Source organism: Acidovorax sp. Q11, from assembly GCF_054950075.1.
The window spans coordinates 193005-207190 of sequence record NZ_JBUDZG010000002.1 but is presented as its reverse complement, the minus strand read 5'-3'; the positions used below and the strand labels follow the sequence as shown (position 1 = coordinate 207190).

16 protein-coding genes are annotated in these 14186 nt (G+C 67.1%); 6 read left to right on the top strand and 10 right to left on the bottom strand.

From position 1 onward, the window contains the following. Positions 1-21: 21 nt before the first annotated feature. The gene (locus ACYZGB_RS03330) at positions 22-735 is read right to left on the bottom strand and encodes an ABC transporter ATP-binding protein (RefSeq protein ID WP_291467632.1); all 714 of its coding nucleotides are present in this window, start codon (positions 733-735) and stop codon (positions 22-24) included. Between the two features lie 15 nt (positions 736-750). Here ACYZGB_RS03330 and ACYZGB_RS03325 point away from each other — a divergent pair, with 15 nt between their 5' ends. Then, positions 751-1425 (top strand): arylesterase, encoded by a 675-nt coding sequence (locus tag ACYZGB_RS03325; protein ID WP_462386776.1) that lies wholly within the window; start codon positions 751-753, stop codon positions 1423-1425. 16 nt (positions 1426-1441) lie between these two features. On the opposite strand, the gene ACYZGB_RS03320 is transcribed toward ACYZGB_RS03325, so the two are convergent. The 4 genes from ACYZGB_RS03320 to ACYZGB_RS03305 form a co-directional block, all read right to left on the bottom strand. Further along, positions 1442-1630, bottom strand: a complete 189-nt coding sequence (locus ACYZGB_RS03320) for a hypothetical protein (RefSeq protein WP_082836257.1) — start codon at positions 1628-1630, stop codon at positions 1442-1444. Positions 1631-1707: 77 nt separating this feature from the next. After that, positions 1708-2580 (bottom strand): DUF2189 domain-containing protein, encoded by an 873-nt coding sequence (locus ACYZGB_RS03315; RefSeq protein WP_462386775.1) that lies wholly within the window; start codon positions 2578-2580, stop codon positions 1708-1710. Positions 2581-2673: 93 nt separating this feature from the next. Beyond that, positions 2674-3912 (bottom strand): PLP-dependent transferase, encoded by a 1239-nt coding sequence (locus ACYZGB_RS03310; RefSeq protein WP_462386774.1) that lies wholly within the window; start codon positions 3910-3912, stop codon positions 2674-2676. 68 nt (positions 3913-3980) lie between these two features. Further along, entirely contained in the window at positions 3981-4475 is a 495-nt protein-coding gene (locus tag ACYZGB_RS03305; protein ID WP_462386773.1) for a BON domain-containing protein, read from the bottom strand. A 165-nt stretch (positions 4476-4640) separates the two neighbouring features. On the opposite strand from ACYZGB_RS03305, the gene ACYZGB_RS03300 reads away from it, so the two are divergent. The 4 genes from ACYZGB_RS03300 to ACYZGB_RS03285 all read left to right on the top strand — a co-directional run bounded on the left by ACYZGB_RS03300 (position 4641) and on the right by ACYZGB_RS03285 (position 8904). After that, the gene (locus ACYZGB_RS03300; protein ID WP_462386772.1) at positions 4641-6329 is read left to right on the top strand and encodes a SulP family inorganic anion transporter; all 1689 of its coding nucleotides are present in this window, start codon (positions 4641-4643) and stop codon (positions 6327-6329) included. A gap of 102 nt (positions 6330-6431) precedes the next feature. Continuing rightward, entirely contained in the window at positions 6432-7205 is a 774-nt protein-coding gene (locus ACYZGB_RS03295) for a GGDEF domain-containing protein (RefSeq protein ID WP_462386771.1), read from the top strand. A 10-nt stretch (positions 7206-7215) separates the two neighbouring features. After that, positions 7216-8070, top strand: coding sequence for a MinD/ParA family protein (locus ACYZGB_RS03290; RefSeq protein WP_462386770.1), 855 nt, complete (start codon positions 7216-7218; stop codon positions 8068-8070). An 84-nt stretch (positions 8071-8154) separates the two neighbouring features. Then, entirely contained in the window at positions 8155-8904 is a 750-nt protein-coding gene (locus ACYZGB_RS03285) for a sulfurtransferase (RefSeq protein WP_462386769.1), read from the top strand. Between the two features lie 77 nt (positions 8905-8981). Here the strand turns inward: ACYZGB_RS03285 and ACYZGB_RS03280 are convergent, their stop codons facing one another. Further along, complete coding sequence (locus tag ACYZGB_RS03280; RefSeq protein WP_462386768.1) at positions 8982-9464, bottom strand: substrate-binding periplasmic protein; 483 nt, start codon at positions 9462-9464, stop codon at positions 8982-8984. 193 nt (positions 9465-9657) lie between these two features. On the opposite strand from ACYZGB_RS03280, the gene ACYZGB_RS03275 reads away from it, so the two are divergent. Further along, a complete protein-coding gene (locus ACYZGB_RS03275; protein ID WP_462386767.1) occupies positions 9658-11673 on the top strand; it encodes a putative bifunctional diguanylate cyclase/phosphodiesterase in 2016 nt (671 codons plus the stop codon). 12 nt (positions 11674-11685) lie between these two features. Here ACYZGB_RS03275 and ACYZGB_RS03270 read toward each other — a convergent pair whose 3' ends face one another. The 4 genes from ACYZGB_RS03270 to ACYZGB_RS03255 all read right to left on the bottom strand — a co-directional run bounded on the left by ACYZGB_RS03270 (position 11686) and on the right by ACYZGB_RS03255 (position 14160). Beyond that, a complete protein-coding gene (locus ACYZGB_RS03270) occupies positions 11686-12603 on the bottom strand; it encodes a pirin family protein (protein WP_462386766.1) in 918 nt (305 codons plus the stop codon). After that, a complete protein-coding gene (locus tag ACYZGB_RS03265; RefSeq protein ID WP_462386765.1) occupies positions 12600-13007 on the bottom strand; it encodes an OsmC family protein in 408 nt (135 codons plus the stop codon). Before ACYZGB_RS03265 ends, ACYZGB_RS03270 begins: the two co-directional genes overlap by 4 nt. Positions 13008-13066: 59 nt before the next feature. Next, entirely contained in the window at positions 13067-13621 is a 555-nt protein-coding gene (locus ACYZGB_RS03260; protein WP_462386764.1) for a flavodoxin family protein, read from the bottom strand. Positions 13622-13746: 125 nt separating this feature from the next. Next, positions 13747-14160 (bottom strand): DoxX family protein, encoded by a 414-nt coding sequence (locus tag ACYZGB_RS03255; RefSeq protein WP_094290696.1) that lies wholly within the window; start codon positions 14158-14160, stop codon positions 13747-13749. Between the last annotated feature and the right edge of the window lie 26 nt (positions 14161-14186).

Sequence of the window (14186 nt, the reverse complement as noted above, 5' to 3'; positions counted from 1 at the left end):
AAAATGCTCAAAATTTTTGCCTTAAACAACACGCCCCGCGTCGATGGTAATGCGGTGTTCGCATTGCGCAGCGATGGCCCGGTCGTGGGTGACGAGGACCAGGGTGGTGCCCTGCTCGCGGTTCAGCTCGAACATGAGCCGCATGATGGTCTCGCCCGTCGCAAAGTCCAGGCTGCCCGTGGGCTCGTCGGCCAGCAGCACGGCGGGCTGCACCACAAAGGCCCGCGCCAGCGCCACGCGCTGCTGTTCGCCGCCCGACAGCACCTTGGGGTAGTGCGACAGGCGCTGGCCCAGGCCCACGCGGGCCAGCATCTCGGTGGCGGCCTTGCGCGCGTTTTTGCGAACCTCAGGGCGGCTTGCCAGCTCCAGCGGCAGCATCACGTTCTCCAGCGCCGTGAGGTTGCCCATGAGCTGGAAGCTCTGGAACACAAAACCCACCTTCTGCGCGCGCAGCGCGGCGCGCTCGTCCTCGTCGATGGCAAACAGGTCATGGCCGTCCAGCCGCACGGTGCCGCGCGTGGGGGTATCGAGCCCCGCGATGATGGACAGCAGCGTGCTTTTTCCCGAGCCCGACGCGCCCACGATGGCGGCGGTTTCCCTCGCGGCCAGGCGGAAATCGATATCCCGCAGAATGTCGAGGGTTCCGGTGGAATCGGTCACCGACTTGAAGACATGCTCCACGGCGATGATGGGGGTTGCGGACGATGCCTGCGGCAGTGGGGAGGATTCGGACATGAAAGGATTTTTGCTTTGATTCGATACCTACGTCGGCGCCACTTTATCGTGAGCGCAGCCACCGGCGCGCTGGTGGGGCTTTGTGCCCCCGCCGCCCTCGCCCAGGCCAAGGCCCCGGCACAGGCCGCGCGCGCACCCTTGCTGCTGGTGCTGGGCGACTCGCTCAGCGCCGAATACGGCCTGGCGCGCGGCACCGGCTGGGTCGCGCTGCTGGAGAAACAGCTGGCGCAGGACAAGCTGAATGTCACCGTGGTCAATGCCAGCGTGAGCGGCGAGACCACCTCGGGCGGCCGCTCGCGCCTGGCGGCGCTGCTGGCCCAGCACAAGCCCACGCATGTGGTGATCGAGCTGGGCGGCAACGATGCCCTGCGCGGCCTGCCGCTCAAGAACACCGAAGAGAATCTGACCTGGATGACCCAGGCCGCCCAGAAGGCCGGGGCCAAGGTCTTGCTGGTGGGAATGCAGGTGCCGCCCAACTATGGCACCGACTACGCGAACAAGTTTGCGGGTTTGTTTGCCACCGTGGCGCAAGCCCAGAAGGCGGCCGTGGTGCCCTTTCTGCTGAAAGGGGTGGCGGATGGGCCGGACCCAACCCGCCTGTTCCAGCCTGACCGCATCCATCCGCGCGCCGAGGCACATCCGCAGATGCTGGCCAACGTGTGGCCGGAACTGAAAAAACTGCTGCGCTAACGCGCAGCTCTGGCGATCAGGCGCTGGCGGGACCCCCAGGCTGGCCGGGGGCAGCGGCGTCACCAGCGGGCTGATCGTCAGCGGGCTGGTCCCCGTGCGGCTCATCCGGCCTGCGGTGCGCCTTGGCCCTCAGCTTCTCTTCTTTTTTCTGTTTTTTGGCGAGTTCGCGCTGGCGCTTTTCGTATCCGTAGTTAGGTGTTGCCAAGGTAATTGCTTCCTGAAGTAGAGGCCCACTGTAACAGCATGCTCCTTGGAGCCGAATCTAAGAACCTGCTCAAAGCATCACGCCGCAGCAGGCGGTGGCGGCGTGATCCGTGCGACCGATGCGCGATAAGCGTGCCAGCTCGCAAAGCCCAGCACCGGGCCCGCCAGCAGCAGCCCCACGCCCCAGAACCAGAGCGAGACCGCAACAATGAAGGTGATGAGCGCGCCCCACAGCAGCATGATCAGCGGGTTCTCCAGCACCACGCGCATGCTGGTGATGCCTGCGGTCAGGGCATCGGTGTCGCGGTCCAGGATCATGGGGATGGACACCACCGAGGTGGAGAACACCAGTGCGGCGAACACGCCACCCACCACGGCGTACACGGCCACAAAACTCCAGTTCTGCGGGTTGAACACCGCCTGCAGCACACCCGTGGTGGACGGCATGCCGGTGTTGAAGAACACCGCAAACACCACCAGCGAGGCCCGGCCCCAGAGCAGTTCCAGCACCACCAGCACCAACACCAGCATGCCCATGCTGCCCATGTGGGTGTCCCAGCAGGTGAGCGACTCGCTGAGCTGCGGCTTCAGGCCCGCCTCGCGCCGACGGCTGGTGTCATACAGCCCCATGGCCAGAAACGGCCCCAGCAGCAGGCAGCCGCTGGCCATGGACATCGTGTATTCAGGCCGCGTGCGGAACACCCAGCCCAGCACCACCGCCATGGCCCAGAAGCACACACCATAGAACAAGGCAATGCCCGGCGCGGTCCGCACGTCCTCCAGCCCGCGCAGCAACCACCTGAACGGGTCGGCAAAACGCAGCGGCTGCAGCTGCACGGGCTGGGCGGTCTGGGCCTTCACGCGGTTGGCAATGGCCTCGGCGTGTTGGGATTCCGACGGGTTTGGCGTGCTGAGTGCGTCTGGTGCGGGCTTGGAAGGGGTCACGGTCATGCCGCCACACTAAGCCCGCAGCTGCGGCGGCGCCACTGAGGAAAGCCCGTATCCCGGGCGGCATCGACCGCCGGGCTGCGGTGCCAATGCGGTTCAGGCGACGGGGAAGGCCCGCTCCATGGCTTGCTGCAGATCGCGCCGCAGGTCTTCCACCGCTTCGAGCCCGATGGAAAAACGCACCAGCGTGCCCGACTTCAGATGCTGCGAACGGCGGCTGCGCATGCTGCCAATGGTGTAGGGCACAACCAGGCTCATGGGGCCGCCCCAGCTGTAGCCCAGCTTGAACAAGCGCAGGCCATCGCAGAACGCGTCTACCTGCTGCTGCGTGTAGCGCGCATCGATCATCACGCTGAACAAACCCGCCGCCGCGCCCTGCCCGCCGTGGGCCGCGCCACACAGCGCCTTCCAGTGCGCATGGCCGGGGGCGCCTTCCAGTGCAGGGTGCAGCACCTGCGCAATGGCCGGTTGCTGCTGCAGCCAACGCGCCAGCACGCGGGCAGCTTCGTCATGGGCACGGTAGCGCAGGCCAATGCTGGGCAGCGCGCGCAGCACGGCCTCAACATCATTCACCCCCACGCCCAAGCCCAGCCGCATGTGGGTGAGCTTGATCTTCATGTGCAGGCCCAGGTCGCGCGTGATGACGCTGCCCATCAGCACGTCGCCACCGCCGCTCGGGTACTTGGTCAGCGCGTGGGCAGAAATATCCACGCCCAGGCTGCCGTCGCCGGTCAGGTCAAACGGTGCAAACGCCAGGCCCGCGCCCCAGGTGTTGTCCAGCGCCGTGGTCACGCCGCGTGCGCGGCAGATGCGCACCTGCTCGCACAGGTCGGGGAACTCCATGCTCACCGAGCCCGGGGCCTCCAGCCACACCAGCCGAGTGGCGGGCGTGATGCGGGCAGCCAGGTCGGCCGGGTCCAGCGGGTCATAAAACGCATGGGTGATGCCAAAACGGGCCAGTTCGCCGTTGGCGAAATCCTTGCCGGGGCCGTAGGCGTTGTCCGGAATCAGCACCTCGTCGCCGGGCTTGAGCAGGGCCAGACCTACGTTGGCAATGGCCGCCAGGCCGCTGGGCACCAGCACGCACTGCAGGCCCCCCTCCAGCGTGCACAGGCGCTCTTCCAGGATGAAGGTGGTGGGTGTGCCATGCAGGCCGTAGGTGTAGCCACTCTTGTCCTTCCACTCGCGCGAGCGCATGGCTGCGACGCTGGGGAAGATGACAGTGGACGCCTTGTAGACCCCGGGCTGGGGGGCTTCAAAACCGGCGGGTGGCAGGTAGCCGTGGTGGACGATGCGGGTGGCGAGATCGGTGTCGTGGTCGTTCATGGCGGCCATGGTAGCGCGCCGCCCAGGGCCAGCCTGGGCGGCGCGGTGCATGTGGCCTGCAGCGGGTTGCCGCGGGTTTAGCTGGCGCTTACCACCAGCTGGTTGTTCACCGAGGTCACGCCGCTGACCGCCTTGGCAATGGTCTCGGCACGGTCACGGGCCACGGTGGAAGGCGCGGGGCCGTTCAATGTGACCTTGCCGTTCACGGTGTCCACATTGATCTTGACGGCGCTGAGGTCGGGGTCCTTGGCCAGGCCCGCACTCACCTGTGCGGTGATGGTGGCGTCATCGATCGCTCCCTTGGCGGTGTCGGCGGCCTGCTTGGCTGTTGCTTCTGCGCTGGCGGCGCCCTTCTCCATCTTGGTTTCCGCGCTCTGCATGGCGGCCTCGGCCTTGGCGCGGGCATCGGCAGCGGCCTGCTCGGTTTTCTCGACAGCGGAGTCGAGCCGCTGGCCCACCGTGGGCTCTTCGGTCTTGCCGCAGGCCGCCAGGCCCAGGGCCAGGGCGCTCACGACCAGAAGGCTGGCTACGCGGTGGGCGGGGTGGAGGCTGGTTGTTTTAGAGGTGTTCATGTCGTGACTCCTTCAGGTTGAAACATGGGCCCCACTGTAGGCAGCCCCCCAGGGCCTGCGGGTCGGACAGGGCCGAAGTGCCTGTAGGACGGTGCCGGGCGGCTCTGCCGGGCCGTTGCCCCTGCCAAAGGCATCACCCCCGCCTTGACACGCGACAATCGGGCCATGATTTCGCCGTCGCTGACCCGCTGGTTTCCCTTTCTCGCCTGGCCCCGCCCCGACCGCCACCTGCTCAAGGGCGAGTTCTGGGCCGGCATGACCGTGGGCCTGATGCTGGTGCCCCAGGGCGTGGCCTATGCCGCGCTCGCAGGCATGCCACTGGTCACGGGCATCTACGCCTCGCTGATCCCGGCGCTGATCGCCGTGCTGTTCAGCGCCTCCACCCGGCTGGGCGTGGGGCCCACGGCGCTGACCAGCCTGCTGATTGGCGCCTCGCTCACCGGCCTGGCCGAGCCCGGCAGTGCCCAGTGGGTGGCCATGGCGGCGTGGATGGCCATGCTCTCGGGCCTGCTGCAGTTGGTGATGGGGCTGGCGCGGTTTGGCTGGCTGCTCAACCTGGTCACCTCGCCGGTGCTCAATGGCTTCACACAGGCGGCGGCGCTGCTGATTCTGGGCTCGCAGCTGGGTGCGCTCACCGGCCTCAGGGCCGCAGAGTGGAGCACCCTGCTGACCACGCCCTCGCCCGGCCTGTTCGACCTGACGGCCGCTGCCTTCGGGCTGGGCAGCCTGGCGCTGCTGATGCTGGCGCGCCGCTGGCGGCCCAACTTCCCGGCCGCCATCGTGGTGGTGGGGGCGGCGGGTGCGCTCAGCTGGGCCCTGGGGTATGCCGACGCCGGTGGCGCGGTGGTGGGCGCCCTGCCCTCGGGCCTGCCCGCACCTTACTGGCCGGGCGCCCTGCCCTGGTCCAGCTTTTCTGCGTTGGTCATGCCGGTGCTGGTGGTCACGCTAGTGAGTTTTCTGGAGACAGCGTCCAGCGCCAAGGTTGAGAGCCAACGCTCGGGCGAGCAATGGAACGAGAACCAGGATCTGATCGGCCAGGGCCTGGCCAAGATCAGCAGCGGCTTGTGCGGCAGCTTTGCCACCAGCGCATCGTTCTCGCGCTCGGCCATCAACCTGTACGCCGGTGCCAAAAGCGGCTGGGCCACCTTGTTTGCGCTCAGCCTGGTGCTGGTGGTGCTGCTGTGGCTCACGCCCGCGCTGTACCACGTGCCGCAATCGGTGCTGGCTGCGGTGGTGGTCACGGCCGTGACCAGCCTCATCAAACCCGGCACGCTGCTGCGCCTGTGGCGGGTGTCGCGGGTTGAGGCCGTGATCGGCGGCATCACCTTCGCCCTGACCCTGGCCACGGCGCCACGCATGTACTGGGGCGTGCTGGTGGGGCTGCTGGTCAACCTGAGCCATTTCCTCTACCAGCGGCTGCACCCGCGCATCATCGAAGTGGGCCTGCACCCCGACGGCAGCCTGCGCGACCGCCACCTGTGGCACCTGCCCCCGCTGGCCCCCCGGCTGCTGGCGCTGCGCATGGATGCCGAACTGGACTTCGCCTCGGCCAGCGCACTGGAGCGGCGGGTGGCCGAGCACCTGGCCCAGCACCCCGACGTGGTGCACCTGTGCCTGCTGGCCCAGCCCATCAACCGCATCGACGTGACCGGGGTGGAAACCTTTGCGCAGTTGCTGGCGCTGATGCAATCCCGGGGTGGAACCCTGCACCTGAGCGGCCTCAAGCTGCCCGCCGAGCAGGTGCTGCGGCAGGCGGGCCTGCTGGAGCCACGCGCCGGGCTGGCCATGTACCGCACCGACGCCGACATGCTGATGGCCATGCAGCAGTTGCCCGAGCCTGTTGCCAGGGCCTGACGCTCGCAAGACAAGCCCCTGCGCGGGTTTTACCTACACCCCCGGCAGGCGCTGGCCAGCCCTTGCCACTGGTACACTGCGCAAACTCTCTTTGCTCGATTTGTGTCTGACTCTGCGGCCTCTCATCTGGTAGATCTGCGCGAACTTCGCCTGGATACTGCTCACGCGCTGGTGGCTCAGGCCGGCGGCAGCGAAGCAGCGTTGCACCGCGAAACCCCTTCGCGCTACTTGCAGGGCCTGATCGACGGCCTGTGCGAGCTGTCCCTCAAAGACCCCCTCACCGGCCTGGCCAACCGCAGGCATTTCCGCGCCGTGCTGGAGCGCGAGATCGACCGCGTGACCCGCTCGGGCGAAGCCGCCCTGCTGCTCATGCTCGACATCGACCACTTCAAGAAAGTGAACGACACGCACGGCCACCTGGCAGGCGATGTGGTGCTGCAGTCGGTGGCCCGCACGCTCAGCGCCTGCGTGCGCCCCATGGACACCCTGGCGCGCTACGGCGGCGAGGAGTTTGCCGTGGTGCTGCCCGCCTGCCAGGCCGCGTTTGGCCGCGTGGTCGCCGAGCGCATCCGCCGGGCCGTGGCCAACACGCCCGTCCGCATCTCGCCCGGGGCGGAGCTGAACGTGACGGTGAGTGTTGGCGGCGCCTTTGCCATGCAGTGGATACGCTCCACCACCCTGCTCTGGACCGACCGGGCCGACCACCAGCTCTACCAGGCCAAATCGGCCGGACGCAACCGCGTCAGCATTGAGGAGCAACCCGACAGCACCGTCAGTGCCGAAGAGAAAAGCCTGTTGTTTGGCCCGCTCTACACCCCATCGGGTTGGGGCGACCTGCCTCCGCTGGACCCCAACCCCACAGGCAGCGCCTACTGAAAGTTAGATGATGAGCGACGCGCTGACCCCTCAACCCACCACGCCTGCAACCCCTGCAGGCGCCGCCACCCCCACGGCCCCCGCCCCGGATGGTGCCCGCATCATTGCGGTCACCAGCGGCAAGGGCGGCGTGGGCAAGACCTTTGTGTCCGCCAACCTGGCCGCCGCCCTCACCCGCCGGGGCCAGCGTGTGCTGGTGCTGGATGCCGACCTGGGCCTGGCCAACCTGGACGTGGTGCTGAACCTGCACCCCAAGATCACGCTGCATGACGTGTTCACCGGCAAGGCCGCGCTGGACGATGCCGTGATCACCGCCCCCGGCGGTTTCGACGTGCTGCTGGCCGGTTCCGGCATGGTGGAGTATTCGCGCCTCACGCCCGAGGTGCGCAACCAGTTCCTGAGCGTGATCCAGGCGCTCACGCCACGCTACGACGTGGTGCTGCTGGACACCGGCGCGGGCATCTCCGACGTGGTGCTGTTCTCGGTGTCCCTGGCCTCCGAGGTGCTGATCGTGGCCACACCCGAGCCGACCTCACTGACCGACGCCTACGCCGCCATCAAGGTGCTGGCCATGCAGCAAAAGCGCCAGCATGTGCGCATGGTCATCAACCAGGCCGCGCGGCCAGGCGATGGCCGTGCCATCACCAGCCAGTTGCAGCAGGTGCTGGACCGCTTTGTGAGCACCGAGTCTGGCCGCCCCATGCGCCTGATCCACATGGGCGATATCCCGGCCGACCCCTCGGTGCGTGACGCCGTGATGCGCCGCCAGCTGCTGCTGCTGCAAACCCCCGGCTGCCCTGCAGCGCTGGCCATTGCCCAGCTGGCCAACAAGATAGAGACCACGCTGCTGTCACCTGCAGCCTGACCGGCATATGCCAGGGCGCGCCTTGGCCACTGTGCCAACCTGACCCACAGGCCCGCCAGCGGGCCTTTGTGCATTTTTACTGCCGTGAACACCACCCACACCGTCCTCAACATCTCCTGCTACAAGTTCGTGCCACTGCCCGACGCCGCCGTGCTGCGCGAGCAGCTGCACGAGCGCGCAGTGGCCGCGCAGCTCAAGGGCACCATCCTGCTGGCCGAGGAAGGCATTAACTTCTTTCTGGCAGGCCCGGCCGATGCCGTGCGGGGGTTTGTCGGGCAGCTGCGCACCGACGCCCGCTTTGCCGATCTGGAGCCCAAGGAGAGCTGGTCGGCCACGGTGCCGTTTCGCAAGATGCTGGTCAAGGTCAAGCGCGAGATCATCCGCATGGACCACCCCACCATCCGGCCCGCCGAAGGCCGCGCGCCCTCGGTAGACCCGGCCACGCTGCACCGCTGGCTGGCGCAGGGGCATGACGACGAGGGGCGCGAGGTAGTCACACTCGACACCCGCAACGCCTTCGAGGTGGACGCAGGCACCTTCGACAACGCCATCGACTGGCGCATCGACAAGTTCACCGAATTTCCGCCCGCCCTGCGCGCGCATAAGGCCGAGCTGCAGGACAAGACCGTAGTGAGCTTCTGCACCGGCGGCATTCGCTGCGAAAAGGCGGCCATCCTGATGCGCGAGGAAGGCCTTTCCCATGTCTACCAGCTGGAGGGCGGCATCCTCAAATACTTTGAACTGACCGACGGCGCGCACTACCACGGCGGGTGTTTTGTGTTTGACGAGCGCGCCGTGCTGGCCACGGACCTGCGTGCGGCAGACAGCGAATAGCTATCAAATTAATAGCTACAAAGACATACCCACTGCGCGGTAACTGCCATTTTTTCTTGAAATTTTGACCTGTTTCTTCAGCCACCTTGCAGTGCCTGCGCCAGATCAGCGGCGCTGGGTTGCTGCTGCAGGATCTTTCCGTACTCCCCCGACTGGCGCAGCGCTTTCAGCCCCCGGTTGAAAGCCTCCATGCGCTTGGCGCTGGCGGGCAGCTTCTCGCTCATCATCAGGTGGGTTGTGAAGTCGGGCACAAACAGCTTGGGATGCGCCCGCACGCGGCGTGCCTTCTCGCCCGTGAACTTGGCACCCAGCAGGTCGCACGCCACGTTGCGGTCCAGCGGCACCACATCCACGCGGCCCGCCAGCAGCTTGTTGAGGTTGCTCACGTCGTCGGGCGCCACGTCTGCGCGCAGGGTGCTGTCCTTCACCATGCGCCAGAATGCAGGGGTGTAGGTGTAGTCGGCCACCACCCCAATGCGCAGCCCCGCCAGGTCCTGCAGGCTGCTCCAGGTGAAGTTCCGGTCACTGCGGTAGCGGATCTGCCACTGCTCGGTTAGCACGTTGTCGCTGACCAGAAACCCCTTGCATGGTGGGCGAAGGCGCCATCGTGCGCGCCGACATCCTGGACGGCGAACGCACGCTGATGACGGTCTCGCGACCCGGCGAAGTGCCGCCCATCGACACCACCTGGACCATCCCGATTGCGGACCCGCCCCACCCCGGCGCTGGCCAGCCCCCCTGGGCGAGATCCGTGTGTACGAGTCCTACACCGCGCTGCGCGCCCAGCAGGCCGAAACCGCCTGGCGCATCGCCATCGCCCAGCTGCTGCAGATCGCCAGCATTGCCGCCATGCTGGTGGTCATCGTGCGCTGGCTCATCATGCGCCACCTGTCGGCCCTGGCGCGGGCCGTCACCGGCCTGAACCCGCTGGACCACCAGGACCGTATCCGCCTGCAGCGCCAGGCCAGCGGCGCACAGCCCGACGAGCTGGACGCGCTGGTGGATGCGCTCAACCGCTTTCACACCGAACGTGCCACCGAAGCCGTGCTGCGCCTGCAGGCCGAACGCGCGCTGCGAGCGCGCGTGCAGGAGATCGAGGCCACGCTGGGCGCGCTCAGCGACGGTGTGCTGGCCCTCAACAGTGCGGGCGAGGTGGCCTACGCCAACGGTGCGGCGGAACGTCTGATGGGCATGGCCGAGCCAGACCTGCAGGGGCAGCCCTGGCACAACCTGTTTCGGCTGCTGGACGAAGCCAGTGGCGAGCCGCGCGGCGAATGGCTGGAGCAGGCCCGCCAATCCGGGAAGCCGCAGCGCGTGCGTGGCGAGCTGCGCATCGCCCCGGTGCACGCACGGGCCTTTGTGGCAGAACTCAACGCCGTGCCCCTGCACAAGCCGGGAGACGTGGTGGTGCTGCTGGTGCTGCGCGATATCTCCGAAGAAATCGACAAAGAGCGGCAGATCGTCTTCCAGGCCTTCCACGACCCGCTCACCGGGCTGGGCAACCGCTCCAAGCTGGCGCGCGACCTGCCGCAGGACCTGGCCCGCTCGCGGGCCACCCAGGGCCGCCTGGCCCTGCTGTTCATCGACCTGGACAACTTCAAGGACATCAACGACACCCTCGGACACCAGGTGGGCGACCTGCTGCTGCGCCAGCTGGCGCTGCGCCTGCAGGCCAGCGTGATGCCCCCCGCCTGGGTCACACGCCATGGTGGCGACGAGTTTCTGGTGGTGCTTCCGCAGCTGGACGGCGATGAACAGGCCATTGCGCTCGCACAGGAGCTGATGAACCAGATCCGCCGCCCGTTCACCCTGGAGGGCTACCAGCTGCATGTCACGCCCTCGGTGGGCATCAGCTTCTTCCCGGACCACGGCACCACCCCGGCCGAACTGGTGAGCCGCGCGGACATGGGCATGTATGCCGCCAAGAAGCTCGGGCGCAACACCTACTGTGTGTTTGACGACCGGCAGCTGCAGGAGTCGTCGCGGCGGCTGAGTGTGGAGAACGGCCTGCGCACCGCGCTGGCCCAGGGCGAGTTCTGGCTGGCCTACCAGCCCAAGGTGGACCTGGCGACTGGCCGGGTGGTGGGTGTGGAAGCCCTGCTGCGCTGGGAAAGCCAGCAGCTCGGCCGCATCCCGCCCGCCAGCTTCATCCCCATTGCGGAGGAAAGCGGCCTCATCATCGACATCGGCGACTGGGTGCTGCGCGAGGCCATCGCCGCCGCACGGCGCTGGCGCGACATGCTGGGCACCGAAGTGCCCGTGGCGGTGAACGTGGCGGCGGCGCAGTTCCGCAGCCCGCGCCTGCTGCAGGCGCTTCGCGCCATCGCAGCCGAAGACCGCGACATCCCGCGCCTGATTCAGCTCGAAGTGACCGAAAGCGCGTTGATCAGCGGGCTGGAGGACGTGACCGGCAAGTTCATTGCCATCAAGGAGCTGGGCTACAGCATCGCCATCGACGATTTCGGCACCGGGTATTCATCCCTGTCGTACCTGAAGAACCTGCCGGTGGACACGCTCAAGATCGACCAGGCCTTCATCCGCGACCTGCACCGCAGCACGCAGGACGTGACCATTGTCTCGGCCGTGGTGCGCATGGGCCAAAGCCTGGGGTTTGCCATCGTGGCCGAAGGGGTGGAGGAAGCCCGCCATGTGCAGATCCTCCAGGGCCTGGGCTGCGACCAGGGCCAGGGCTACCACTTCAGCCGCCCCGTGCCCGAGGCGGAGCTGATCCCCCTGCTCCGGCAGGGGTGTGGCACGGTCAAGGCCTGACCGCAGGCAGTTTCAGTCTGCCTTGAAGCACTGGGGCGGCAGCGGGATGAACTCCGTCTCGCCCGGTACCGGGTCAAACCGTTGGGCCTCCCAGTCTTGCGCCGCCTGCACGATGCGCTCCTTGCGGCTGGACACAAAGTTCCACCACATGTGGCGCGGGGCATCCAGCGCATCACCGCCAATCACCATGAGCCGGGCCGCCGCATCAGCCGGGGCCGCAAGCTGCATGCCCTGCCCGGCCTCCACCACGCCCAGCAACTGCGCATCCAGCGGCTGGCCGTTGAGCTGTACCGGCTGGTCCACGGTGTAGACCGCCATTTCCTGCGCCAGCGCCGGGATCTCCAGCGTGGCACCGGCGGACAGTTGCACATCCAGGTACAGCGTGGGCGACAAGGTGGCCACCGGCGAGGTCTGGCCAAAGGCCGAGCCGATGAGCACACGCACCGTGGCGCCTGCGGCGCCACCCGCATCGGCCACATGTACCTCGGGAATGTCCGCAGCAGGCGTGTGCACAAAAGACGGATCCGCCTCTTCATGCGCCACCGGCAGAGCCGTCCACAGCTGGATGCCGTGGTTCACATAGGACTGATTCGCCAGGCTTTCGGGGCGCCGCTCGGAGTGCACGATGCCACGGCCTGCGGTCATCCAGTTGATGGCGCCGGGCTCGATCTGCTGCACGCAGCCCAGGCTGTCGCGGTGCATGATGGCGCCTGAGAACAGATAGGTCACCGTGGCCAGGCCAATGTGCGGGTGCGGCCGCACATCGTGGCTGTCACCCGGCAAAACTGTCACCGGGCCGAAGTGGTCGAAGAACAGGAAAGGCCCCACGGCCTTGCGCTGCACGGCGGGCAGCAGGCGGCGCACGGTGAAGCCACCGCCCAGATCCTTGGCATGGCCCTTGAGCTGCAGGAAGGTGGATGAATCGCTCATGCCGCACGCTCCACCGAAGTGCTGATCTCGGTGGTCACCGTGGTCATCAGCTTGTGCACGGGGCATTTCTGCGCCACGGTTTCCAGCTCGGCGATCTGGTCATCGGTGAGGTCGCCGCTGACCTGCAACCGGGTCGCGAGGCGGTAAACGCCCGTGCGCTCGGCCGATGCATCGCGCTCGACCACGGTCTGCACATCTTCCACCGGCAAGCCCTTGCGGCGTGCGTACCACAGCACCGTGAGCGCCTTGCAGGCTCCCAGTGCGGCGTCATACAGGTCGTGCGGGCTGGGGCCGCTGTCGGTGCCGCCCTCCTCCACACTGCCATCGGCCACGAGGTCGTGCGCGCGGATGCGCATGGTCTGGGCCATGGGCGCGCCGGGGACGCGCCGCAATTCAACTGCCATGGGTTGTTCTCCTGGTTGTGCTGGGGCGCGCCACTGTAGCGCCAAAAGTGGGCTTGACCTTAACGGTCGAGTCGGCGGGCCACGTCGGCCACACGCTGGCCAAACTGGCGGCCGGTCTCCAGGTCGCCAGGGAACATCTCGGCGGCCGAGGCGTCGGACGGCGACTGTGCCATGGCGCCACTGAACGAGCCGATCCAGTTCACATCGTTGCGCGTGGCGGCCTTGGAGTTGGCGGGCATCATGCCGTTGCCCACCCAGATGCCGCCGTGCTGCATGGCCAGGTGGAACAGGTAGTCCAGCGTGACCTGCTTGTCGCCATTGGTGCTGGCGCTGTTGGTGAAGCCTGCGAACAGCTTGTCCTTCCAGGCCTGGCTGAACCAGGGCTTGGACGAGGCATCGGCAAACTTCTTGAACTGCCAGCTGGGGCCTGCCATGTAGGTGGGCGAGCCAAAAATGATGGCGCTGGCTGCGGCCAGCGTCTCCCAGCCGCCTTCGGGCAGGTTGCCCTCGGCATCAATGGCAACCAGTTGGGCACCTGCGCCCTCGGCCACGGCTTGCGCCAGGCGTTGTGTATGACCGTAACCCGAGTGGTAGACAACTGCGATCTGTGCCATGAGAAAACTCCTGTTGAAACGATGGGGGAACGACGAAAGGGAAAAAAAACAAGCAGCCAGGGCGGATTGAATGCCAGAACCTGCAGCCCTGCGGGCTGCAGGCCCATTCATTCATGCAGGTGCGATCAGCGGCCTGCGCGGCGTGCGTCCAGGCTCCAGGCGCCAGCGCCAAAGGCCGCCAGGGCCAGCAAGCCGCCGGTCACGCCCACGTTCTTGAAGAACATGAGCTGCTGCATCATCTGCTTGTCGGCGGGCAGGTTCCAGTAGGCGTGGAAGAAGAAGCTGGCCACCAGCGTGAAGAAGGCCAGTGCCAGCGCGGCAAACCGGGTGCCCACGCCAAAGATCAGCGCCAGGCTGCCCAGCACTTCCACCGCTGCCGCAATGGCGGCCGCCACCGTGGGCATGGGCAGGCCCACGGACGTGATGTAGCCCACGGTACCGGCAAAGCCGGTGAGCTTGCTGATGCCCGCAGGCAGGAACAGGGCGGCCAGCAGCAGGCGCGATGCCAGGGCCAGGGGGTTTTGCAGGGATGTGAACATGGTGAAGAACTCCTGAGTGAAGGGGG

Excerpts from the sequence above, each read along its gene's own strand:
- ACYZGB_RS03330 (WP_291467632.1), bottom strand. The coding sequence starts at position 735 with ATGTCCGAATCCTCCCCACTGCCGCAGGCATCGTCCGCAACCCCCATC.
- ACYZGB_RS03315 (WP_462386775.1), bottom strand. The coding sequence starts at position 2,580 with ATGACCGTGACCCCTTCCAAGCCCGCACCAGACGCACTCAGCACGCCA.
- ACYZGB_RS03310 (WP_462386774.1), bottom strand. The coding sequence starts at position 3,912 with ATGGCCGCCATGAACGACCACGACACCGATCTCGCCACCCGCATCGTC.
- ACYZGB_RS03305 (WP_462386773.1), bottom strand. The coding sequence starts at position 4,475 with ATGAACACCTCTAAAACAACCAGCCTCCACCCCGCCCACCGCGTAGCC.
- ACYZGB_RS03300 (WP_462386772.1), top strand. The coding sequence starts at position 4,641 with ATGATTTCGCCGTCGCTGACCCGCTGGTTTCCCTTTCTCGCCTGGCCC.
- ACYZGB_RS03290 (WP_462386770.1), top strand. The coding sequence starts at position 7,216 with ATGAGCGACGCGCTGACCCCTCAACCCACCACGCCTGCAACCCCTGCA.
- ACYZGB_RS03270 (WP_462386766.1), bottom strand. The coding sequence starts at position 12,603 with ATGAGCGATTCATCCACCTTCCTGCAGCTCAAGGGCCATGCCAAGGAT.
- ACYZGB_RS03265 (WP_462386765.1), bottom strand. The coding sequence starts at position 13,007 with ATGGCAGTTGAATTGCGGCGCGTCCCCGGCGCGCCCATGGCCCAGACC.
- ACYZGB_RS03260 (WP_462386764.1), bottom strand. The coding sequence starts at position 13,621 with ATGGCACAGATCGCAGTTGTCTACCACTCGGGTTACGGTCATACACAA.
- ACYZGB_RS03255 (WP_094290696.1), bottom strand. The coding sequence starts at position 14,160 with ATGTTCACATCCCTGCAAAACCCCCTGGCCCTGGCATCGCGCCTGCTG.